The organism is Bradyrhizobium sp. USDA 4472 (assembly GCF_054058595.1).
In genome coordinates this window covers 7,459,629-7,482,559 of sequence record NZ_JBSSAM010000001.1, presented here as the reverse complement: position 1 = coordinate 7,482,559, position 22,931 = coordinate 7,459,629, and the positions used below count along the sequence as shown (strand labels likewise).

Genomic DNA, 22,931 nt, shown 5'->3' with positions numbered 1-22,931 from the left:
CGGAATTGGGCGGCGTTTCATTCCATGACGTGCAGAGGTAGTTGATCGCTACCCTACACGAAATCCGCAAAATCTCAAGACCGGTAACCCGGCAGCTCGCGGTCGAGCTTGCGCAGCAGCGGCGGCCACACCAGCGTCGTGGAGCGCAGCTCGGCGCGGTCGCGGTTGGCAAGCAGCTCGGTGTTCTTCTCGATCGCGATCTCCTCGACCGGGTAGACCGGCGTGCCCAGCGCGCGTGTGCGCACCTGCATCGAGCAGGCGCGCTCGAGGTGATACATGCGCTCGAAGGCCGAGGCGACCGAGCGGCCGACCGTCAGTGTGCCGTGATTGCGCAGCAGCATGTGGTTGTGGTCGCCGAGATCCTTCTGCAGCCGCGGCCGCTCGTCGTGGTCGAGCGCGATGCCTTCGTAGTCGTGATAGGCGAGGTCGTGGGTGACGAGCTGCGCCGTCTGGTTCAGCGGCAAGAGGCCCTCGGCGCTGCTCGACACGGCGGTGCCGTCGAGCGTGTGGAGATGCAGCACGCAGATCGCGTCCTCGCGCACCTCGTGGATCGCCGAATGGATGGTGAAGCCGGCCGGGTTGATGCTGTACTCGCTCTCGGAGAGCTGGTTGCCGTGCAGATCGACCTTGACCAGGCTCGAGGCCGTGATCTCGTCGAACATCAGCCCATAGGGGTTGATGAGGAAGTGGTGGTCGGGGCCGGGCACGCGCGCGGAGATGTGGGTGTCGACCAGATCGTCCCAGCCATACAGCGCGACGAGACGATAGCAGGCGGCGAGATTGACCCGTTGTTGCCACTCGGCCTCCGTCATGTCAGACGGCACTTCCTTCAGGCGCGCTTCCGCTGGTGACATGGCATTTCTCTCCGAACCCAGTTGTTTCGGACAGGAGCCTAGTCTTGCAAACTGCCGGCCGCAAGGTGACGAGATCGCAGCAGCCAAGCGTAGCCCGCATGGAGCGCGAGCGGAATGCGGGTTGCCTCACGAGCGGTCCCGGATTTCGCTCCGCTCCATCGCGATCAAGAGAGAAAATTACTACGGCGCCGGGATCGACAGCAGGCTGGAAATGCTGCGGCCGCGGATGTCGTAGACCCGCGCGAACACCACGTCGTCGCGCTTGATCTCGACCATCACGGGCGCGGTGAGGCCCTTGCAGTAGAACTCGCCGAGCGTCATGGCGAAATCGGCCGCATGCGAATCCCAGCCGATGGTGAAATCGGGGCCGAGCGCGACCTGGGCCGGACGCTGCGGACCGCACACCGCGACCTTCCATTTGCGATTGCGCGGCGGCACTTCCTGCCGCTCGACCAATTGCTCGCGCAGGCCGTCGGAGGCCTGCTTCAGCGCCAGGCCCCAATAGTCCAGCATGAAGCGGTCGTCGGCGGCGCGCACGGTGCCGGCGATGTGGTTGAAGTGGGTGTATTGATAGGGATGCAGCCGGATCATCTCGGCGAGCGGCAGCGCCAGGCCGAAGCAGAAGAGGGCGAGCATCGCCGGCTGCCAGGCGCGATGCTTGGCGCGCAGGCGCTCCATGGTCCAGGCGAAAGCGACGCCGCCGAGCACCGCCATCGGCGGGATCACGAACACGAAGTGGCGAATGCCGTTGTAGAGCGCCGGACGCTTCACCATCGCGATCGCGAGCGGCAAGGTAGCCGCCAGCGTCACCATCAGCAGAATAGTCTTGCGGCGCGCCGGAACCTCGCTGCGCGCCAGCATGGCGAAGGTGCCGACCACGCAGCCTGCCATCAGCACCAGCATGACTTCGGGCAGCTGCAGCGCGAACAGCGTCGGCAGATACGACCAGGGCATGTCGGGCACGGAGACGATCGCGCCGTCGAACATTTCCTTCCAGGGCTTCTCGAAGAACTGCGAGAAATAGGTCAGGGCTTCGAAGGGATTGCCGGGCTTCATGATCGACCACGGCCAGATCAGGCCCATCACGAGGTAACCGAGCGCGAGGCCCGGCAGCAGCACATAGACGACATGGGCGAAGCGCCTGATGGCCTCGCGCGCGCCGCCGGTGCGCAGTTCCTCGAGGAACAGCGGGACGAAGCCGATCATCGCATAGACCAGCGCGAGCCCGCCGAGAATGCGCGTGCCGAGCGAGAGGCCGGCACCCAAGCCGACGATCAGGATCGTGCGCGGCGATGGTTGCGGATATTCCTCGGCAAGACGAACCAGGCCCAGCATCAGGATGATCATCGCCACCGCGAACGGCGCATCCTTCGGGTTCATGAACATGTGGCCGTAGAAGATCGGGCAGAGCGCGAGCAGCAGGAGCGAGCCGAGGCCCGCAAGAGGTCCACCGATGCGGCGGCCGAGCCGCCACGTCACGGCAAGTCCGATCACGCCGACGATCGCGCCGACCAGGCGTCGCGTCTCGAACAGCTCGAGCGGAATGACCTTGTGCAGGAGGGCGGCGATCATGTCGAAGCCGCCGCCATACATGTAGAGGTTGGCGAAGGAGAGGGCCGATGTGTCGCGGAAACCGGAGCCGTACATGCGCAGCAGCAGGTCGGCATATTCGGCGTGGGTGTAGTCGTCCCAGCCGAGACCGTAATCGCGAAAGGTCAGGCCTGCGATGACGGCGACGGCAGCCAGCACCAGCATGGCGAGATCGTCGCAAGTCCGCTCAACCGAGCGCCGGAGAGGCGTGTCGATCGCCGAAGTCGTGATAGATGTCATGGCTATTGGTGACCCGGAATCCCCTCGTGGCCCTGCTGTTGCGCGCGGGCCTGCTCCCCGGAATCCCTATAGCGCAGTTCCATTACCAAGTAATTGGGCATTATGGCTAAATTCCTGATGCGACGCAGCAATTTCTGGCCAATATGGAGCCCCTGAGAGGTAGCGGACCGTTGCTGAAGGGAATGTGAATGGTCCCTGATATCCTTCCCCCCTGTTCGGAATGGCGGCAATTGGTCATTGGCGAGGAACGCGGTATGACGGTATTGTGGCGTAACGGGCGTCGCGCATGGATGCGCGGCCGGGGGTGTGTTCGATGAGCTTGGCTTTGTTGATTGCAGGGATTTTCGCCGTGGCGGCGGGCCTCCTTGCGGTCGCCTTCGGCTATTCGATCAGGGATTTCAGCCTCGGCAGCACCCTCATAATCTCCGGTGCGATTGGCGTCTGCTCCGGAATGTTACTGGTCGGCCTCTACGTCGTGCTGCTGGAACTGCAAGCCATCGCTCGCCGGTTGGCCGGCACGGCTGCAGCATCGGAGGTTCGGGTCAGGCCGGTGCTGCCGCCGGGCCTCGCCTCGCCAAGCGGGCCTGCTGCCGCGCCGGTGCCTGTTCCCGCAATGCGTGTTGAGCCGCAGCCATCGCCAGCCGCGCCGCCATGGCAGGACGATGTGCCCGCAGCGGCGCTCCCGCGTGAGCGCCCGCGCGCCGAGGCACCGGCCGAGCCGGAAGCGCCGCAGCCCCCCGCGGCCCCGGAACCACCGCGCCGGCGCAACCTGATGTTCGCCTCGAGCTCGCGCAAGGAGCGCGAGCGCGCCGGGGCCAAAGAGACCAAGGCAGCCGAGAGCGTGCCGCCGCAAGCCCTTGCCGAGCCCACAGAGGCGGCCGCGCCCGAGGCTCCGCCGGCGCCGGCGAGCTTCGACGACGCCTGGCCGAAGCCGGACCGCACGCGGCCGCCGGAGCCGCCCGCCGCGCGTCGCCCGCCGCCACCGCCGCTGCGTCCGTCCTCGAGCTTCGAGCCGGTTGCACCCCAGCCCGCCACCGCACCGCCCGCACCCGAGCCGCCGCCCGCACAGCCGGCGGTGACGGTGCTCAAATCCGGCATCGTCGACGGCATGGCTTATTCGCTCTATTCCGACGGCTCGATCGAGGCGCAGATGCCGGAGGGCATGATGCGCTTTGCCTCGATCGACGAGCTGCGTGCCCATCTCGACCAGCGCGGCTGAAGGCCTTTGGCGTTGGAGCCCAGGCTCAAGTAAAACGGCGTACTCGTTGTCGCGAGTTCAGTAATCGGCTCATATCCGCCAGTCGTCGTATTTCGGCCAAACGTATTGTTGACAGAGATTACTTCGCTGCCGCCAATGCAACGCGACGGAATCGGATTGAAGAGAGGTCGCCCCGATGTCGGATGCCGCCGGGCAAAAATTTCATTGAGCTGACGGCGAACATCGTCTCGGCCTATCTCAGCAACAACCCGACGCCGGCCGCCGAGATTCCGAATTTGATCAGTCAGGTGCACGGCGCGTTGACGCGGGTGTCGTCGGGGCGCGTGGAGGCGCCGCTCGAGCCGGCAAAGCCGGCGGTCTCGCTGAAGAAGTCGATCGCGCCTGACTATCTCGTGTGTCTGGAAGACGGCAAGCGCTTCAAGTCGCTGAAGCGTCATTTGCGCACCCAGTACAACATGACGCCCGAGCAGTACCGGGAGAAATGGAGCCTGCCCGCGGACTATCCCATGGTCGCGCCGAACTACGCGGTGGCGCGTTCGCAGCTGGCAAAGAAGATGGGCTTGGGACAGCAGCAGCGGAAGAAGGGGAAATAGCTTCCTACGAAGCTTCCGCGAGCGCCTCTTTCGCATCGGTCTTGATGCGCTCGACCATCGAGCGCAGGCCGTTGGAACGCTGCGGCGTCAGATGGTCGCGGAAGCCGAACTCGTCGAACACCGAGATCGCATCGGTGGCAAGAATCTGCTGCGGCGTGCGTCCCGAATAGAGCGCGAGCACGATCGCGACCAGGCCCCGCACGATATGCGCGTCGCTGTCGCCGCGGTATTTCAGGATTGGCGTGCCGCCATCGCGCTCGACCAGCTTCTGGAGCCAGACCTGGCTGACGCAGCCATTCACCTTGTTGGCGGCGGAGTGTTCCGCCTCGGGCATCGGTTCCAGGGTGCGGCCGAGCTCAATGACATACCGGTAGCGGTCGTCCCAATCTTCGAGCAACTCGAAATTGTCCCTGATGTCGTCGATTGCAGTCATTGATGGCCCATCATTTCTCGCTTGCCGCCAATATAGGGACGGGGGCTCTCGAAATCGATAGGATTCAAGCCCTAATTGGCCGTCTCCGGGCCGTGCCATTCCAGCGCAAGATCGTCCTGGGTCAGCGTGTCGCGCGGCGCCTCGGTGGTCACTGCATCGCCTTCACCGGCGACCGTGATCGAGCCGGTGTGGTCGGGCGCCTTCTTGGTGTCGTTCTTCTCGTTGGTGATCTGCTCTTTCTTGTCGTTGATGATCTGGTAGATCTTGCGCGCGCCATCCTGCGCCCGCTGGCCGATGATGGTCGCGGCTTGTCCGCCGACCTCGCAGGCCGCCGGCTGGCGCTTGCAGAATTGGCTCATGTCGGACACGGCCGCGGTCGCGGCCTGCACGGCGTCGGCAGCGCCGATATTCGGCAGCTTCTCCGATTCGGGCGTCTTGTCCCGCGGCAGGAGCACCAGCACCAGCCCGAGCCAGAATGTGATGCGGAGCAGAAAGCGCATCTTGCGACCTGTCTGTTAGATCTGGCCCGCGGCGATCCCCGCGCGGCGCCAGCGACCTAGCAACTCTCGATAAATCGCAAGTGATTGCCTTGAGCTTAATTCGCGGAAAACCGACGCAAAAATCTTCGCGGATCAAGGCCTCGTGAATTTTCGATTGATTCCGGCCACCGTGGTCGTCCGGACGGCATCTCCACCAATTCGAAACCATGAGCGCGACGGCGAAACCCTGTGTTCACCATCCCGGCCGAAGACGCCGCGAAATCGTCTAAAAAGCCGCGTGACGACATCGTGTCCGGCAGCGGGCCGACCGGCCTTAGCACTCGTTTAAGGTCGCTCTGACACGGTGGCTCAACGACAAGGAGGCGTTCCGGCGCGTCTTCTCGACGAATGAGCCGAAGCGCGAGACCCGTGACAGTTTTGAGTATCATCCGCGATTGTCTCGATGCGCTGCTGCATCCCTCCGCGCGTTCCGACGCGCTGACGCGTGCGCGCCATCGGGCCTTCATGGCGCCGCGGCTTCTCGGAAGCCTGGCCGCCTTTGCCGCATTTCCCGCTTATCTCGTCCTGCGCGGCGCGCCGAGCGCGATCGAGGTCGCTGCCTTCGCCTGGTTGATCGCACCGATCCTCTTGTCCTGGTTCCTGTCGCGCACCGGTCGTTACGAAGGCGCCCATGTGCTGTCGTCGCTGGCGCTCGCCGGCCTGATCATGGCGATCGCGGCCACCACCGGCGGCATCGAATCATTCGCTGCGATCTGGCTGGTCGTGGTTCCCCTGGAGGCCGCGCTGTCGGCCTCGCGTCGCGTCGCCGCCTTTGCATCGATGCTCGCGCTGTCCTGCGCGGGCCTGTTGATCCTGCTCAGCCAGTTCGGCTGGCTGCCGGCCGGCGATCTCGGCAGCGCGGAACGCGGCGTGATGATGGCGTTCGGCGTTGCTTCGGCAACGCTCTATGCCGCAGGTCTTGCCTTCGGCGCCGAGTCGCTCGCCCGCACCAGCGTCACGCTGCTGTCGCGCGAGGAGGAGCGCTATCGCCTGCTGGCGCGCAACATGAGCGACGTGATCTCGCGGCATCAGCGCAATGGCGCGGTGCAGTTCATCTCGCCGGCGGCGGAAGCCATGCTCGGCATGCCCGTCGCACAGCTGCAGGGCCATGGCCTGTTCGATCGTGTCCATGTCGCCGATCGTCCGGCCTATCTCACGGCGCTGTCGGACGCCGCGCGCGGCGAGGTGCGCAGCGTCGAATTCCGCCTGCGGCGGGAGCCTGATGGCTCCGAGCGTGGCCAGGTCGACTTCATCTGGGTCGAGATGCGCTGCCGGCCGTTCGATCAGGATCTCAGTCGGGATCTCACGCGCGAGGCCGAAGTCGTCGCCGTGATGCGCGATATCACGGATCGCAAGCTCTCGGAGCAGGCGCTCGACGAGGCGCGCAGCGCGGCGGAAGCCGCCGATGCCGCCAAGACGCGCTTCCTCGCCACGATGAGCCACGAGTTGCGCACGCCGCTCAACGCCATCATCGGCTTCTCCGACATGATCGCGCAGGAGCAGGCCTTGATGCTCGCCGCGAGCCAGCGCAAGGAATATGCAGAACTGATCAACGCCTCCGGCCAGCATCTATTGTCGGTCGTCAACGGCATTCTCGACATGTCCAAGATGGAATCGGGGAATTTCGAGATTTCGTCGGAACCGTTCGCGCCGCGCGCGGCGCTGATGCATTGCTGCAACCTGCTGGCGCTGAAGGCGCGCGAGAACGGCATCGATCTCATCACCGATGCGCCGCAGGATCTGCCCGTGATGACCGGCGATCCCAGGGCCTTCAAACAGATCGTGCTCAATCTCGTCGCAAATGCCGTCAAGTTCACGGAGCGCGGCGGTCAGGTCACGGTGTCCGCGTCGGCATCCGCCTCGCAGCTCACGCTGCGCATCAGCGATACCGGCGTCGGCATCGCGCCTGACGATCTCAAGCGCATCGGCGCGCCGTTCTTCCAGTGCGGCAAGACCTATGAGCGTCGGCACGAAGGCACCGGCCTCGGCCTTTCGATCGTGAAGAGCCTCGTGACGTTGCATCTCGGCGAATTGACGGTACAAAGCAAGCTCGGCGAGGGCACCGCCATCACCGTCAAGCTGCCGCTCGTCCATACGCCGCCGCAGGCAAAGCCGGTCGAGAGCAAGATCGCGACGCTGACGCCGGTGTCGCGTCATGAAGTTCAGGACCAATCCGCTCTGGTGAAGAAAAGTGCCTAGAAAGTCTGCCAAGGACGAAGCCGCTCCGCGCCGCCGTGCTGCCAAAGCCGCGGTCGTGGACGTCGAGACCGAGCGCAATCTCGTGATGCGCGCGCTTTTGCACAGTCCCAAGGACACGCTGGCCGGTTTGGTCGCCGCAGCCGCCGTCAGCGCCATCGTTGCGAACGCGCTGTTCCTGCAGACCGGCCGGCATCCGGCGCCGATGTTCGGGACCGTGATCAATCTGCCCGCGCCGTCGCCTGTGTCGCTGTCCAGTCCCTTGCCGCGCCCGCGCCCCGTCGGCGCCGATACGTCGCCGCTAGAGCCCAAAGCCACCGAGTTCCGCGTCGAGCCGAAGCCGGCTGAGAAGACGCCGGAGAAGCCCGCCGAGACGACGGCTTCGACGCCGCGCGGGGGCGATCCCATGACCAATCTGGTCATCAAGTCGACCGCACCGACGCCGCCCGCCGTCGCCATCGCCCGTCCGCCGGCGCCGATCCCGGTGCAACAAAGCCCGGCCGCGCGTCGCCTCGCCGGCGTGCAGCGTGCGCTCGCCGAATACGGCTACGGGAATTTGAAGATTACCGGAGCCATGAACGGCGAGACCCAGGCGGCGATCCAGGCGTTCGAGCGCCAGCACAAGATACCCGTCACCGGCCAGCTGTCAGACCGCCTGCTGCGCGAGCTTGCCGCCGCGATCGGTCATCCCGTCGAATAATCGTCGTCCGATCGAGAAGGCTCAAGGCTGGTGCTGGTTGCAGCCCTGGCCTATCGTGCGCTCATGCGTTTGAAATCGAACATCTGGGTCTCAGCTTACCTGCGGCGGTGCCAGACCGAAGGCGTGTTCGGCGCGGTGCGCCGTCGCGGCGCCGAGGAGGCGGGCGCGGTGTTCGTGAAGGTGTCGCTGCTCGACGGCAACGCGATGCTCTACGTGCCGGCGCCGCAGACCGTCTACGACGAGGGCCGGCCGGTCGATCGCTTCTTCGTGCCGATCGCGCCGCAGCCCGTGCCTGAGCCGGCCGTCGAAGAGCGCCTGACCAAGGAGCTGCGTTTCGATCCCGATGCCTGGATCGTGGAGACCGAGGATCGCGCGGGGCGACACTTCCTCGATCTGGCGAAGAGCTGACCAGCGACGCGGATTTATTGAGCCGCAGTAGGGGGCTGGGACTGAAGCCGCCATCGATTCAGGATTGATCGCTGGGCCCCCGATCTATCCCTCGGGAGCCATGATCACGGTGACCAGTGGACATGGGGATTTTCGTCAATTGTCGGAACTGCCGCGAACGATCGGCGGCATGCTCGGCCGCATGGAGCAGATTGGCGGCAGCATGGTCGCCGACAGCCCGGACGAGGTCCGCGTCCGCGTCCGCGAGCAACTCATGCAAGGTGCCTCCCAGATCAAGCTGACGGCCGGCGGCGGTGTGTCCTCGCCGTTCAGCCCGATCGCTCAGGTGGGTGCGCTTCCTAGCTCTCCGACGATCCGCCGCTGCCCGTGCGCACGGCCGGGCTCGAGCCGGGCTGCACGCTCGGCCGCGACTGGCTGGACGTGCCGCGGACGCGCTGGCGCTCGCTGTCGTGCAGCGACGGCTGATACTTGGCGCGCGTGACGGCGAGCGTCGAGCCGCGCCAGGCGGCCAGCATCACCAGCGCGGAGCGCTCGCTGAGACGGTCATACAGCCGCGATAGCCGGTAGACCTCGTTCACGGAATTGCCGATCGCGGGCTTGAAGAACAGCAGGATGCGCTGAAAGTTCGGGCTCGGCATGTCGATCGCGCGCGCAGCGACCGCGAGCGCCTCGCCGCCGGCATCGTCGGCGATCTGCGCCGCGACCCGTGAGGAGAGGATCAGGGTATCGCTGAGCTCGTAGGTGAAACTCTCGACGTCGCCGGCGATCGCGGCCATTTCCAGGATCTGGATCGCGCGCTTGGCGTGCACGGTCGGAATCCGCGGCGCGGCCTTGAGCGGCGACTGCGCCAGATTATGCAGGATCTGCGCACGTTGGCTCGCATCGGCGCGGAAGAACATGTCGTGGATCTCGGCCGCCTCCTTCGGCTGCATCGCCATGTCCGCGGCCATACGCGCTTCCGCATCGGTTGGCGTGCGGGCAGGCGGGGGACCGGGCGTCGGCTTCGGGATTGCGCGCGCGAGCGGCACCCTGCGGCCTTCTTGCGCCGCGACCAGCCCCAGCTTCTGGAGCACGGGGACGGGTGTCTGCGGATAGATCGCAAGCTTCGCCTTGACGGAAGCGCGTGTCGCGTCGTCGACCTGGTCGATCAGCCGCGTCGCAAGCTCGATGAATTGCCGCTGCTCGTCCTCGCTGTGGGTGCTGGCCTGGACATACAGGTCGGTCAACACGCGCAGCAGCGTGGGGCGAACATCGACGCCCTCACGGCGGGAGAGTGTCATCAACCCGTCGAATCCGGGAAACAGCGACTTGGTCATGGAGGCGTACGCAACTCGGGAATATCTGTTGCCTCAGCCTATCAGCGCTTCGTTTAAAGGCTCCTTAAGGAAAACGAAGTGTGAAGCAAACCCGCTCATTTCGACCGTTTTCCTGCGGTTCACCGGATGGCGCCGGCGGCCCGTGCGGTTACGGTCCAAAGCCCGTGTTTACATCCCGTTAACCATAAACTGATCCTAATGACCGTCATGTTGCAGGGGCGCACTTGTCGCGCGGCAATTGAGAGAGCTGACATGGGGACCATCATCGAATTTCCGGCCGGTCGCCGGGTGGGCTCGTCGGGGGACGTCACACCGCGCGCGGACATGGGAACGATTTTCATCCTTCCCGTCGTCCGCATCGAGCGCGAAGCGGACGAGACCAGCGGCGATCGTGGGCCGGAAGCGGGCACAGCGCCGGGGCGCCGTCGTCGTCGCCGCTAAGTTGCGGTTCTTGCAATGCCGCGCTCCATCCGCCAGGTTCGCAACCTCGTATCGGCCATCCTGCTCGCAGCTTCGGGCGCGACGCTTGCCGCCTGCAGCGGCGGTGATTTCGGCCGCACCCGCGCCGACATGCGCAGCGACGACATGCATCGCTGGCTTGGCCTCGAGGCCACCGGCAGCCTCGGCCTGCAGGCGTCCCAATTCCAGCTCACCGAAGAGGAGCGTCAGCTTCGCGACCTCGCCTATCCCATGATCGAGCCGCCGCTGTCGCGACCGGCCTGGAAGAGCGTGTTCGGCGACTACAAGGCTTTGCCGTCGCCATGGCGCCAGAAGGTCGTGTTCGACCGCACCATGTACGGGCGCACGCTGATCGATGAGCCGCATCGCTCGCACGCCTCGCGCTACGCGCAGCTGATCGAGGACGTCCGCAACGACATCACGCGTTTTGAACCGTTCTTTGCCTCGGCGATCCGCGTCCTCGATCTCGACAGGAAGCGTGAGGCCAGCATGGCGCGCGTGTCCGAGCTGTCGCCGAGGGAGAAGGCGGACGCAGTCGCGCGCATGCAGGAGAATTCGCTGATCATCCAGTGGGTGCAGCTATCCCTCGAGCAGCGCGTCTCGTCCTATCGCTGGGCGCTCGAGCGGCTGGTGATCCAGGCGCCGGACGGCATGGCCGCCGACGCCGATCGTCTGATCGGCGAACTCGCCGCCCAGACCGCCAATCCCCCGGTTCAGTCGCAGCCGGCCTACGGCCACGCCGTCGTGTCGAAGGGCTGAGCCTCGGCCGCTACGGACGTCCTGGCATGGCGCGATCGAGGAACTCGAACAGCCTGCGCCGGGAATCGTCGGTCACGTCCTGGCGAAAATGATACTCGACCTGACTGCCGCGGATGTCGATCTTGCGCAAGCCGTCCAGTTGTCGGCAGTCCCAGCAATGCGTTGTCTGCGTAGAGATGCCATTCGACCGGAGCGCCGCCGCGCTTCAGGACTGCGAGCTTGTCGAGACATTCCTGCGCCGGCGTCTCGGTATCTGCATCGCCCATCAGGACCAGCAATGGTCGTGAGACATCTTCATTGACCAGATCGAAAGGCGGCCGTTGTTGCGGCGTGATGCGGAAGCAGCCGGGATAAAGGCTCGCGACAGCCGCAAATCCCGAGCCCGCCTTCAAGGCATCGACGTAATGAGTGCTGGCGGCCAGCAAGCCGACCATCGCCCCCCACGAAAAACCGACGAGTGCAATTCGCTTGCTGTCGACATCAGGCCTTCGGCGCAGATGTTCGGCCGCTTGTAGCGCATCCCGCGCACCTCGAAAGAAGTTCACGCCGTTTCTTGGACCGAAGCAGACGCTCCTGACATCGCGCGGCCCGAGGCTGTCGACAAGCAGGACGACATAGCCATTTGAGGCGGCGGCGCGAGCCCAGGCTGCAACCGCAGGGTTCAGCCCACCGCATTGATGCATCAGAACGACGGCCGGAAACGGGCCGGGACCGGTCGGCTTGATCAGCGCCATCCGCGGTGACACAAGGCTGTCGGCGGTCTCGACGACGTCGGGAAGAACGAGGTCAGGGGCGATCGTTGCGCCCCGATAGATCGCATCGGCATCCCAGACCGCGGCCTTACGTTCCTGCTCGTCCGCCGCGCCTGCGAGATCCAAGCTTCCGATCAGCCCGACAAGCAGCGCGATCAGCCCGAGCGGTCCCATCCGGCATGCGAGCCCGGGAAACCGGCGTCCATCGCTGCCGCCAACCCTCTTGAGCATTCCGCCATCCTACTGATTGGTGATTGTCCTTCAGGGCAATAGGGGTAAAACTATCGCGTTTCTTCAAGTGATTTCACCAAAAGGCCCTTCGAGATGAGCTTAGACGCCGCGAGTCCGTTTAAGAGCCGCCTGGATGTCACCTTCCCGCGACAAGTGCTGGTCCTCGCGGTCCTGCTCGGATCGACCGGGTCCGCCGCCGCGCTGACCAAGGAGGCGGCGCTCGAGACCTGCCGGATGAGCGTCGGCAAGCCGATCGTGCAGGCCTGCATGCAGGCCCAGGGCGGCCGCAAGGCCGGTGCCGATATCGAGGGGTGCCGCGCCAAGGCCAAACCGCAGGTTCGCGCTTGCGTGCTCGCTGCCCTCAATGCCGCGAACGGACGCGCCAACATCGCCGTTGAGGTGCCGAAGGAAGAGGCGCCCAAGCTCGCGGCAGGGACCGCACTGCCCAAGGACTTCATCGCGCCGCCGCGCACGATCTCCGACATCACCGCGATTCTCGACAGCGAAAAGCCGAACGAAAAGCTGATTGCGGAACTGAAGGCGGATGCGGATTCGACGCCCACGGGCAAGGAGTCCCGCGAGGATCTCGCCCAGTTCTATTTCGATCGCGCCAATGCGCGCGCCCAGCTCGGGCGGCTTGCCGAATCCATCACCGACGCCAACAAGGCGGTCGAGGTGGGACGCGGCGCCGTCAGCGCAAGCATGATGGGCCGCCTGACACAGCTTGCCGCCCTGCAATATTCGACCGTCGGCGATCCAAAGCGCGCACTCGAAATCATGCAGAGGCAGTTGCGCGAGGTCGCCACCATGCCGGGCGCGAAGGGGTATCTGTTCAATGCCAATCGCTCGATCGCCGGCATTCTCATTCAAATGGGCGACATCCCGCAGGCCGAAGGCTATCTTCGCCGCAGCTTGGCCGGCATTCAGGAGGCTCGCACCAGCGGCCTCCCCGGATGGCGGAGCTCATATGCGAAGATGGGGCAGAATTGGGAGGCGGAAATCGAGGCCGCCCGCGCCATGATCTTCGAGGCGCGCGGCCAGTTCAGCGAAGCCGAAGCTTCCTATCGCCTGGCCGAGCAGCGCAAGCGCGCCGGCATGAAGGCCATCATGGACTCGGATAATCCTCCCGCCGAAACCGTCGTCTTGCAGTCAATCGACTTTATGGTTCTGAACCAGGCGCGCATGAAGGCGCGGCAGGGCAGGCTTGCCGAAGCCGAGGTCGATGCGCGGCGGGCGTTGTTGTCGCGCCTGAAGGACACCGGCAAGTATAATCCGGTGATGCCTCGCTATGTGATGGGATTGGCCGGCGTTCTGGTCGACGAGGGCCGCTACGAGGAAGCCGAGCAGCTCGGCCGCGTCGCGCTCGAGATCAACAAGACGGTCGGCGTGCCTGATGACTCGCAGTCGACCGTGCAGCTGCTGTCGCAGCTTGCCGGCATTCTGAACCTGCGGCGCAAGAATGCCGAAGCCAACGAGATGTTCGCGCGGATCGACAAGGCTGTCGCCAATTGGGATCCGCAGCGCCGCCAGGTCATCGAGCTCAATCCGGGACGCATTCTCGCGCTCTACAATTCCGGACAGCTCGACGCCGGCATCGCCGCCGCCGAGCAACTGGTCAAGAAGCAGGTCGGACGGGTCGGCGAGAACCATTTTGATGCGGCTTCGGCGCGCGGCACCCTGGCGATCGGATTGATGCGCGCGCGGCGCGACGCCGACGCTATCCGGGAGTTCAAGGCGGCCATTCCGATCATGATGGCGAACGCGAACGAGAATGCCGACGACGAGAACACCACCGTGGTGGCCGCGCGCAGCCAGCGGCTGCAGACCATCGTCGAGAGTTACCTGCTGCTGCTCGCGCGGTCCGAGGGCACCGGCGGCGCGGTCGGCGAGGAGACCTTCAGTCTGGCAGATGCCATCCGCGGCCGCTCCGTGCAGCAGGCGCTGGCGGCCTCCAGTGCGCGCGCGGCGGCAAAAGATCCCGCGCTGGCCGAGCTCGTCCGCAAGGAGCAGGATCTGACAAAACAGGTCAACGCCCAGCTCGGCACGCTCAACAACGTCCTCGCCATTCCCTCGGCCGAGCGTGACGAGAAGGGGGCGCAGCAGATCCAGGCGTCGATCGCCGCCCTGCGCGGCGAGCGCGACAAGGCGCGCCAGGAGATCAAGCAGAAGTTCCCTGTTTACGCCGATCTGGTCTCGCCGAAGCCGCCGAGCGTTGCCGATATCCGTGCGACGTTGTCGGATAACGAGGCCATGCTGTCGTTCTATTTCGGGCAGAACGGCAGCTTCGTCTGGGCCGTGCCGAAGTCTGGCCCGGTGGCGTTCGCCGCCGTCAACGCCAGGAGTGGTGAGATCGAGACCAAGATCCGCAAGCTGCGCGAGGCGCTCGAGCCGCAGGCGGCGATGATCTCTGACATTCCGCCATTCGATCTCAAGCTCGGTTACGAACTCTACGCGCTGTTGCTGAAGCCGGTCGAGAGCGGATGGAAGCCGGCCAGGAATTTGATCGTGGTGACCAACGGCGCGCTCGGCCTGCTGCCGCTGTCGCTGTTGCCGACGGCGCCGGTCGAACTGGCGGCAGACGAGGATCCGCTCTTCGTCGGCTATCGGAACGTGCCGTGGCTGGCGCGAACCCACGCCGTCTCGACGGTGCCATCAGCTGCCGCGTTGCGCACGCTGCGGCAATTGCCGCCGGGCAAGCCGGGCCGCGGCGAACTCGTGGCGTTCGGCGACCCCTATTTCAACAAGGATCAGGAAGCCGAGGCCGAAGTGAGCGACGGCAAGGTTCAGGTGGCCGATGTCGGTGGCAACGTCACCCGCGGCATGCCGCTGAAGCGCCGCAGCAGCCCGAAGCTCGACGGCGTCGACAGCGCTGAGCTCGGCCTCTTGCCCCGCCTTCCCGATACAGCCGACGAGCTCAAATCGATCGCGCTGGCCTTGCAGGCAGACCCCTCGAAGGTGCTGTTCCTTGGCAAGAATGCGACGGAGAACGCCGTCAAGACGATGAATCTCTCCGGCTTCAGGATTCTCGCCTTCGCCACGCACGGTCTTGTTCCCGGCGAGCTCAACGGATTGACGCAGCCGGCCCTCGCGCTGTCATCGCCGGCTGTAACGGGTGAGGGCGGAGACGGCCTCCTGACCATGGAAGAGATTCTGGGCCTCAAGCTCGACGCCGACTGGGTCATCCTGTCGGCCTGCAACACCGGCGCCGGCGCCGGTGCCGGTGCAGAGGCCGCCTCCGGCCTTGGCCGCGCTTTCTTCTACGCGGGAACGCGGGCCTTGCTCGTGACGAACTGGTCGGTCCATTCGCAGTCGGCCCGGCAACTGGTGACCGATCTGTTCAAGCGGCAGGCGGACGACCCAAAACTGTCGCGAAGCGAGGCGCTGCGGCAGGCGATGATGGCCTTGGTCGATGGTCCCGGTTATCTGAACAGCGAGGGCAAGACCGAGTTCGCCTATGCGCATCCGCTGTTCTGGGCGCCCTATACGATCATCGGTGATGGCGGCGTGCGTTGATCGACGAGAGAAGGTTGGAAGGACAATGATGCGGAATGTCTTGCTGGGGCTGGTTGCGGCAGGTCTCCTGTTTTCGGGAACGTCGCGGGCCACGCAATTGATCACAGAGGAGGAAGCCAAGCTGCCACCGCCGAAGGGTGCGGTCGCGGCTGACCGGCGTGGTATCCTGCGCGGTCCGAAGGTGGAGTTCGTCTCGCCCGGCGAATCGGTCGCCTCTCCCTTGAAACTCCAACTGAAGTTCGAGTCGTTCGGCGGCGCCAAGATCGATCCTGATTCGGTCAAGGTGACTTTCCTCCGCACGCCGAACGTCGACTTGACGTCGCGGGTCAAGCCGTTCGTGCAGCCTGACGGGATCAACATGCAGGACGCGGAATTACCGCCCGGCGATTACACCGTGCGGGTCGACATCAAGGACAGTGACGGGCGGCCCGGCACCGCCATCTTCACCCTCAAGGTCGCACCGAAGTGACGTGTCCCTACTGCCAGGCGGAGAATGCGGATAAGGCGCTGGTTTGCGCGTCCTGCGGGCGCGACATCGCCGTCCCGGCGACGCTGATTGCAGAGCGCGACGATCTCCTGCGCAAGCGGGATCAGCTGCGCGACGAGCTGACGCGGGCCAGGGACGAGGTCGAAGCCATCATGCGGCGCAGAAAGTCGCGCTGACGATGGAATGTCCCTTCTGCGCCGAGACGATCAAGGACGAGGCCATCGCCTGCAGGCACTGCTCGCGCGATCTGCGCGTCGTGCGGCCGACGCTTCTGGAGATCGATGACATCGTTGGCGAGCTGGACAGGCTCAGGCGCGATCTCGATCGCGTCAACGTCCGGCTCGAGCGCCATAAGAACCCGCTGCGCTATTTCGCAACGCATGCCTTTCTCTACGTCGTCGTTCCGGCCGTCCTTCTGACGATCACGCATATTCTGATCACCATCACCTTCAACCTCTCTCCGATCCCGCTCCGGATCGCGTCGATCGTCGTCCCCCTGCTATTCGGGTTCGCAGCCTATCCCCTGCATCGGGTCTCCGCGCTGGGAGCGCTCGTGATGGCCTTGCTGCTCGCCAGCGTCAGCATCCAGGCAATGCTGACCGTGACGGGCCTTCACGACGGCGTTCCGATCCTGCCGACGGTGTGGGTCGAATGGCGCGAAGTATTCGAATACGGTGCAAGCATCCTGCTCGCCTTCGTGTCCGGAAACATTCTGGGAGTCGTGGTCTTCCAGGTTTTTCCGCGCGTTCTAGGCCAGGGCGGGAAACCCAATGCTTTCGCCTTTCGGCTGGCGCGCCTGCTCGGGCAGCATGTCGGCGACGAGCAGCTGCGCCGCCGGGCGCGGTTGATCCAGGACCTGATGCAGACCGTCGGGCCTCTGGCCGGCGTCGCCGCGACGGCGATCGGCTCGATCTATGCCGGCCTGAAGGGCTTGCTCGGATAGCGGGTATGTCGACGGGATCGGCGGGCGGACTCGGGCTCGTCGACCGTCCTGCCCCGGCGGCAGCCGCGACAACCGGAAACAGTGGCTGGTGCCGCCGGCCTTCTGCGTCCGTTCCAGATGGATGCCGCGCGCTGCGTAGGCGTCGCGGCTAATTTAGGCTTCGGTTGCAACAAGACGCGTCGTCTTGGCCAGCGCCACCTGACATTCGCACCGTGCAACGGGAGCGCACTGGCAGCCTGTGCGCGTCCAGGCCTTCTGCGGGTGCTTTTCGCATACCCAACCGAGTCCCTCGCACACGCGGCAATTCGGATTAATCATTGCTGCCCTAGAAAAGCATTGAGAGGTATTTGCGCCTCGTACTGGCGAGCCTTTTCAAGAAGAACGTCTCGCAGCTGTCCATTCGGCAGAAGCTCTGCCTGCTCGCGCGCTTCGCGAGCCGCGTCAGCGAGTCTCTCGCTCAAGGTCTTCTCCTGCCAAACTCTTCGTCGTACTTGGCTCATCTACGCCTCAACGCAGACCGCGTCTTCGGGTTCCAGTAGGGAGCACGCCTCCGGGCCAGATCTCCTCGGCTCGGATTGGTGAGCTAAGTCGATAGTCTTACCTGCCTTGATCGCTGAGCCACAGGAGCGGGTGATCGAAGCGTTCCAAACCTCGGCGTCGCCGGGCCGTTTCGACCCGCAGCGTCCGTTGTCCACACCCACGATACGCAGTAGCGGCTTGAGGATCCGACCTACCAGCCATCGATAATTTGCCAACGCGCCTCCGCATCGCTTTGATCGCGGCATGAGCACCAAATCACGCGAAGTCATCTGGAGCGGCCGCATCATGGGCGCGGAAATCTCCGCCAAGCACGCCCGTGAAGAGGCGAAAAAGGCCGTGCGTGAGGCCGACCGCGCCGAAGCTGAAGCCTGGTCGGTTCGCATGGAAGGTTACGGCGGTCCCGCGCAGCCGTCGCCGACGATCGCGCAATGTCTCAACGGCGGCCTGGGCTGGCTCGAGGTCGAGTGCGTCAGATGCAAGACGCGCGCGAGCCTGCCGCTCGACGCGATCCGTCGTCCGCGCGACACGCCGATCTGGAAGCTGGAGGCCTCGCTGAAGTGCCGGTCATGCCGGAAGGGACGGTCCGCGCCGCCCGTTCACATGATCAAGCTGACCGCAACGCGGAGCATCACGCCCTACAAATGGGTGCACCCGACGGAGGAGCGTTAGCACCGCGATGGCAACACCATGATCAACGATCGCCGGCCGTCGTGAGCGGTACCATTGTGTGTTAGGAAGGAACATTTACCGAATGCCAAGCGTTTGGACCGATCCCTCCCTTGAGTTCGATCAATGCAAACGACATCCGGCGAAGATCCCCGCAGCCTCGAACTGCTGATCAACGCGATTGTCGATTATGCCATCTTCATGCTCGACATCGACGGCGTGGTCAGGACCTGGAACAAGGGAGCCGAGCGCCTCAAGGGGTATGCCGCCGAGGAGATCATCGGCAAACATTTTTCGACTTTTTACACCCCGGAAGACCGGGACAAGGGGTTGCCCGACCGAGCGCTGGCAACAGCCGCCGAGACTGGCCGCTTCGCGTCCGAAGGCTGGCGTGTCAGGAAAGATGGCAGGCAGTTCTGGGCGCTCGTCGTTCTCGACGCCATTCGCGACGAGAAGGGCGCCCTGATCGGATTTGCCAAGGTCACGCGCGACATCACTGAACGACACCAGGCTCATGTCGATCTCCTGGAGAGCGAAAGAAGATATCGCCGGCTTGTTGAAGCTGTGGTCGACTACGCCATTTTTCAGCTCGATCCCTCCGGGCAGGTCGCGACCTGGAATCCCGGAGCCGAGCGCATCAAAGGCTATCGGCCCGAAGAGATCATCGGTCGGCATTTCAGCACGTTCTACACGCCTGAAGATCTTGAAAAAGAAGTGCCCAAAAAGGCCCTGGCAGAGGCCGCCGAAAACGGACGGTTCGAAGCCGAGGGTTGGCGCATACGCAAGGACGGCACGCGGTTCTGGGCCTCCGTCATCATCGACCGGATTACCGACGAGAGCGGCGCGATCGTCGGCTTCGCGAAAGTCACGCGTGATCTCACCGAGCGCAAGCAGGCCCAGGACGAACTTCAGCGGGTGCAGGAACAGCTTGTCGCATCCCAGAAGCTGGAGGCGGTCGGACAACTCAGCGGCGGCATCGCCCACGACTTCAACAATCTGCTGATGATCGTTCTCGGAAACCTCGAGAATGCCGAACGCAACAGCCGCAACCACGGAGGGCCCAACCTCCACCGCGCGCTGGCGAACGCGAAACGTGGGGCTCAGCGCGCTGCGGCGCTGACAAGCCGGTTGCTGGCTTTTTCGCGCCGCCAGGCTCTCGATCCTAAGCCGATCAACCTCAACGGCTTCCTGAGTGGCCTGCAGGAGTTCCTGCAGCGCACGCTGGGCGAACGTATCGAGGTGCAGACCGTCGGCGGCGCCGGCCTTTGGCAGATCGAAGCGGACGTGAACCATCTGGAATCGACGATCGTCAATCTGGCGATCAATGCCCGTGACGCGATGCCGAACGGCGGAAAGCTGACCATCGAGGCGGCGAACGTCTCCGCCGACGAAGATTATTCGCGTGCCAACCCGGAGCTCGCGGCAGGCCAGTATATCGTGATCAGCGTGAGTGACACGGGCTCGGGCATGACCCCGGAGGTTCTAAATCATGCATTCGAGCCATTCTTCACGACGAAGGAGCCGGGGCAGGGAACCGGACTCGGTCTCAGTCAGGTTTATGGCTTCGTCAAACAGTCCGGCGGACATGTGAAGATCTACAGCGAGGTGGGGGAAGGGACCAGCATCAAGATGTATTTCCCCCGCTACTTCGGCCATAGGCAGCCAGCGCCGGACGAAACCGACGAGTTCACGGCCGAAGGCACCAGCGTCGAGACCATTCTCGTGGTTGAAGACGATGCCGATCTCAGGGGTTACGTTTCGGATGTGCTGCGCGAGCTCAACTATCGGGTTTTATCTGCCGCAAGTGCTCAGGCCGCTTTGACCATCCTGTTGCAGGAGGATCAGCAGGTTGATCTCGTTCTGACCGATGTGGTCATGCCCGGCATGAACGGCCGCGAGATGGGCAGGCGAGCGCAGCAGATCAGGCCGCATCTCGGCATCCTCTACATGACCGGTTACTCGCGCAACGCCGTCGTTCACCAGGGACGGCTCGATGAGGGCGTCGATCTCCTGGAAAAGCCGGTCACTCAGGCCAAGCTGGCGCTGAAGGTGCGCGAGATGCTGGACCGGCGAAATCCGGGTGAATGACGGAACGCTTGCGTGCGCGAGCACGACGATCGCTACACGAAGAGATCGTGCGCGTGCGCGTGATGAAGGGCGCCTTGCTCCGCGCCTGAAGCGCCGATCAGCTCGATATCCTGGATCGGCGGCAGAACGTCGTTTCCGGTCGTGTGCGCACCATGTTCAACGAAATCTGGAGCGTGGCCACCATGGGCCTCAGACAGATATGAAGAGTTGGACGGCGCATTTTCATTCTTGAAATGAAAGGAATCTCCGAGTTCCGGCGCGGCTGCCTTGTGGGCCTGACGGGAGTCATCGCCGGTTTGGTCCTCGGCTCCAGCGTGCTGGCTCAAACTCGCGTGGGGGTCGGCGGCATTTTGAGACGCCTCGTGCGACTCGCGGTGAGATTGGTCGGAATTCGTGCCGCCCGCCGGCTTCGAGTCATCATTGGCATGCTGCTCGGCAGCGGCTGGACGGCCTTGTGAACCGTGTGAATCACGCTGCGTTTGTCCAGGATCGGAGTCGTCTCCCGTCGTGTCGTGCTTGGAATGCTGCGTGGCGGCGACCGGGCCGTCTTTCGATTCGTTCAAATCACGCTGCGATTGTCCGTGAGTGGAATCGTCGTCCGCTGAGGCCTGCTTGCCGTCCTGCTTGCCGTCCTGCTTTCCGTCCTGCTTGGCGGCTGCGCCGCCGTCCTCACCCTGAGAACCGTGTTGCGATTGAGCGGGATTGGACTCGTCTCCCAGGCTCGCCTGCATTCCGTCATTTTCGGTTTTTCCAAACACGCCGGTCGCGGCCGCCTGCTCGAAACCGCCGTGATCGATCGGTGCGTCGATGAATCCGGATCCGACATGCGGATTGCCGGTGCCGCTGGCGCCATCGTCACCCGCCTCTGCGCCGATGATCTGAGGGGCATCGTCATGTCTGACAAGCGTATCGTTTGGGTGGGCCACGAAGGCAAATGCTTGATGGTCTGTTTCAGGATGCCACCAAGAGAGGTTGTTGGGGCTGTCGAGATTTGCAGCGACGCTGCCGAGGGAACTGACAGGAGAATGGACGGCTGCCAATTCGCCTGTACCGCTTCCTGTCGCTGATGCAAGAACGGTCAGGGTATCGTCAACCTTGGACGCTTGCGCGGCGCTGTGGAGCAGGTCGGAAATCCAGACCGCGGCCGCCGTCATCATGAAACTACCGAAACTGCTCAGGGCAGGTCCTGCAGAGCTGGCCGCCGGCAGCGTGATCGTGCTGAAGGCACTATCGACACTGGATTGGATGGCCTTGCTGGCCCGTGCCGGCATCTCAGCGACGGGATTCTCGATGCGGCCGCCCTTGAACACGGATTTGGCCGTCTTCTCCGAAGCGGATGTCGTCGTTTTGGGGCTGATTTTGAGGGTGATGACCCCGGCGCTCCCGTCTGGGGTCAACATCGTAAAGGTATCGGTGGGCTCGTGGCCGGCTGCGGCTGCGTTGGCCGGCTGAACGTCGTCCAGCGCGGCGTAAAGCAAAGCCGCAAGCGCGCCGATTCCGCCGTAAAGCCGCGACAGTGCGAACACTGCCATTTCGGCCCGGCTTCTGATCTCGAGCTGTGTCGAGAGGTGATCGAGCCGCGCCTTGATGATGTCCGGGGAGACGTCGAGCTGGCGTGCGATCTGCTTGTTCGACATACCGTAAGCGACCAGGCGCATGATCTTGCGCTCCTGGTCCGTCAGCGACGCCGCTCCATTTTCGCCCAACCCGCCATTTTTCTTCCGGCCGGCAGCCGCCCGAACGGGCGGGGGTGCCACCAGCCGCAGCGATTGCACCAAGGTTTCGGGCTCCTCGCGCATTGAAATCGCGCAGCAAGAACCCGCTGCGATGGCGGCGGCGAGATCGCCATGGGCAACGGATGCCGTGTAGAAGACCAGCCGTGTCGGAATTTTTTCGGCCTTGACGATCGCGAGCATGTCAGAGGCCGTCACGTCAGAAAATCCGTCCTCGACGAGGACCAGATCCGGCGTCAAGCTCCGAACTGCCTTGAGGCAACCGGCTCCATCGAGACACGACGCGACGATCGCGAAATCGCGCTCTGCTGCAAACAGGGACGCAAAGCCCTGCAGAACGATCGGGCGCCGATCTGCTATCACCAGACGGATGGGAGCCATGTGCGCTTTCATCGCCTGCAGCTCAATGAATGCGTTTTGAAGTTCAGCGGCGTGCCACTTTCAAGAACGTCGCGGCAACGCATGATATCCCCCAGTGTTCCTAAGGAAAAGCCCCACCTTCAGGACGGTGCCGCGAGAGCACGTCCCGATCCCCCGATCACGGAAATCCGGGCCGTTGATTTCTTTGCCCTCTTTCGCGGAGCCGGGTTGACAGCCCGGTCATCAGGGCCTTTATTCGTGCCACGGGGAATTGCGATCTCCCCGCGAGGCGACATGCCAAAGAATCGCGTC

General features: G+C 64.2%; 20 protein-coding genes and 1 pseudogene. 14 read left to right on the top strand and 7 right to left on the bottom strand.

The genetic code is table 11. The annotated features are described in order from the left end of the window. Positions 1-74: 74 nt before the first annotated feature. Positions 75-854: a class II aldolase/adducin family protein gene (locus ACVWZ4_RS35320; protein WP_456702605.1), complete on the bottom strand. Its 780-nt coding sequence runs from the start codon at positions 852-854 to the stop codon at positions 75-77. 180 nt (positions 855-1,034) lie between these two features. Beyond that, positions 1,035-2,684, bottom strand: coding sequence for a glycosyltransferase family 39 protein (locus ACVWZ4_RS35315; RefSeq protein ID WP_456702606.1), 1,650 nt, complete (start codon positions 2,682-2,684; stop codon positions 1,035-1,037). Positions 2,685-2,997: 313 nt separating this feature from the next. Between ACVWZ4_RS35315 and ACVWZ4_RS35310 the strand changes: the two genes are divergently transcribed. Then, a complete protein-coding gene (locus ACVWZ4_RS35310; RefSeq protein WP_456734549.1) occupies positions 2,998-3,903 on the top strand; it encodes a DUF308 domain-containing protein in 906 nt (301 codons plus the stop codon). Positions 3,904-4,085: 182 nt separating this feature from the next. Beyond that, positions 4,086-4,496 (top strand): MucR family transcriptional regulator, encoded by a 411-nt coding sequence (locus ACVWZ4_RS35305; protein WP_456790469.1) that lies wholly within the window; start codon positions 4,086-4,088, stop codon positions 4,494-4,496. Between the two features lie 4 nt (positions 4,497-4,500). Here ACVWZ4_RS35305 and ACVWZ4_RS35300 read toward each other — a convergent pair whose 3' ends face one another. Both ACVWZ4_RS35300 and ACVWZ4_RS35295 read right to left on the bottom strand, forming a co-directional pair. Continuing rightward, positions 4,501-4,929, bottom strand: coding sequence for a SufE family protein (locus tag ACVWZ4_RS35300; RefSeq protein ID WP_092226763.1), 429 nt, complete (start codon positions 4,927-4,929; stop codon positions 4,501-4,503). Positions 4,930-5,000: 71 nt separating this feature from the next. Further along, complete coding sequence (locus tag ACVWZ4_RS35295; protein WP_456702609.1) at positions 5,001-5,429, bottom strand: DUF5330 domain-containing protein; 429 nt, start codon at positions 5,427-5,429, stop codon at positions 5,001-5,003. Between the two features lie 387 nt (positions 5,430-5,816). Here ACVWZ4_RS35295 and ACVWZ4_RS35290 point away from each other — a divergent pair, with 387 nt between their 5' ends. From ACVWZ4_RS35290 to ACVWZ4_RS35275, 4 genes and pseudogenes are all read left to right on the top strand, one after another. Continuing rightward, the gene (locus tag ACVWZ4_RS35290) at positions 5,817-7,667 is read left to right on the top strand and encodes an ATP-binding protein (RefSeq protein ID WP_456739582.1); all 1,851 of its coding nucleotides are present in this window, start codon (positions 5,817-5,819) and stop codon (positions 7,665-7,667) included. Continuing rightward, positions 7,660-8,364 carry a peptidoglycan-binding protein gene (locus ACVWZ4_RS35285; RefSeq protein WP_456739581.1) on the top strand — a complete coding sequence of 235 codons (705 nt, stop codon included), beginning with the start codon at positions 7,660-7,662 and terminating at the stop codon, positions 8,362-8,364. The genes ACVWZ4_RS35290 and ACVWZ4_RS35285 overlap by 8 nt, the downstream gene beginning before the upstream one ends. Positions 8,365-8,427: 63 nt before the next feature. Continuing rightward, the gene (locus ACVWZ4_RS35280) at positions 8,428-8,772 is read left to right on the top strand and encodes a DUF1491 family protein (protein ID WP_456705223.1); all 345 of its coding nucleotides are present in this window, start codon (positions 8,428-8,430) and stop codon (positions 8,770-8,772) included. 37 nt (positions 8,773-8,809) lie between these two features. Beyond that, positions 8,810-9,091, top strand: a pseudogene (locus ACVWZ4_RS35275) (amidohydrolase family protein); the annotation flags it as partial. Between the two features lie 19 nt (positions 9,092-9,110). Here ACVWZ4_RS35275 and ACVWZ4_RS35270 read toward each other — a convergent pair. After that, on the bottom strand, positions 9,111-10,088 hold the full coding sequence (locus tag ACVWZ4_RS35270; protein ID WP_456702611.1) for a DUF2336 domain-containing protein: 978 nt from the start codon (positions 10,086-10,088) through the stop codon (positions 9,111-9,113). A gap of 252 nt (positions 10,089-10,340) precedes the next feature. Here ACVWZ4_RS35270 and ACVWZ4_RS35265 point away from each other — a divergent pair, with 252 nt between their 5' ends. Both ACVWZ4_RS35265 and ACVWZ4_RS35260 read left to right on the top strand, forming a co-directional pair. Beyond that, positions 10,341-10,529: a hypothetical protein gene (locus ACVWZ4_RS35265; RefSeq protein ID WP_456702612.1), complete on the top strand. Its 189-nt coding sequence runs from the start codon at positions 10,341-10,343 to the stop codon at positions 10,527-10,529. Between the two features lie 15 nt (positions 10,530-10,544). Beyond that, positions 10,545-11,306, top strand: a complete 762-nt coding sequence (locus tag ACVWZ4_RS35260) for a hypothetical protein (protein ID WP_456739580.1) — start codon at positions 10,545-10,547, stop codon at positions 11,304-11,306. On the opposite strand, the gene ACVWZ4_RS35255 is transcribed toward ACVWZ4_RS35260, so the two are convergent. After that, positions 11,276-12,289, bottom strand: coding sequence for a dienelactone hydrolase family protein (locus tag ACVWZ4_RS35255; RefSeq protein ID WP_456790467.1), 1,014 nt, complete (start codon positions 12,287-12,289; stop codon positions 11,276-11,278). The genes ACVWZ4_RS35260 and ACVWZ4_RS35255 overlap by 31 nt on opposite strands. A gap of 93 nt (positions 12,290-12,382) precedes the next feature. On the opposite strand from ACVWZ4_RS35255, the gene ACVWZ4_RS35250 reads away from it, so the two are divergent. The 6 genes from ACVWZ4_RS35250 (at position 12,383) to ACVWZ4_RS35225 (ending at position 20,526) form a co-directional block, all read left to right on the top strand. Further along, positions 12,383-15,802, top strand: a complete 3,420-nt coding sequence (locus tag ACVWZ4_RS35250) for a CHAT domain-containing tetratricopeptide repeat protein (protein ID WP_456763596.1) — start codon at positions 12,383-12,385, stop codon at positions 15,800-15,802. 25 nt (positions 15,803-15,827) lie between these two features. Beyond that, positions 15,828-16,271 carry a hypothetical protein gene (locus ACVWZ4_RS35245; protein ID WP_456702616.1) on the top strand — a complete coding sequence of 148 codons (444 nt, stop codon included), beginning with the start codon at positions 15,828-15,830 and terminating at the stop codon, positions 16,269-16,271. After that, positions 16,268-16,465, top strand: coding sequence for a hypothetical protein (locus ACVWZ4_RS35240; RefSeq protein WP_456702617.1), 198 nt, complete (start codon positions 16,268-16,270; stop codon positions 16,463-16,465). Before ACVWZ4_RS35245 ends, ACVWZ4_RS35240 begins: the two co-directional genes overlap by 4 nt. Before the next feature lie 2 nt (positions 16,466-16,467). Further along, entirely contained in the window at positions 16,468-17,232 is a 765-nt protein-coding gene (locus ACVWZ4_RS35235; protein WP_456739577.1) for a hypothetical protein, read from the top strand. A 783-nt stretch (positions 17,233-18,015) separates the two neighbouring features. Beyond that, entirely contained in the window at positions 18,016-18,441 is a 426-nt protein-coding gene (locus ACVWZ4_RS35230) for a hypothetical protein (RefSeq protein WP_456702619.1), read from the top strand. A 123-nt stretch (positions 18,442-18,564) separates the two neighbouring features. Further along, positions 18,565-20,526 (top strand): PAS domain S-box protein, encoded by a 1,962-nt coding sequence (locus tag ACVWZ4_RS35225; RefSeq protein WP_456734559.1) that lies wholly within the window; start codon positions 18,565-18,567, stop codon positions 20,524-20,526. 32 nt (positions 20,527-20,558) lie between these two features. On the opposite strand, the gene ACVWZ4_RS35220 is transcribed toward ACVWZ4_RS35225, so the two are convergent. Beyond that, complete coding sequence (locus tag ACVWZ4_RS35220) at positions 20,559-22,652, bottom strand: LuxR C-terminal-related transcriptional regulator (protein WP_456763597.1); 2,094 nt, start codon at positions 22,650-22,652, stop codon at positions 20,559-20,561. Positions 22,653-22,931 lie beyond the last annotated feature (279 nt).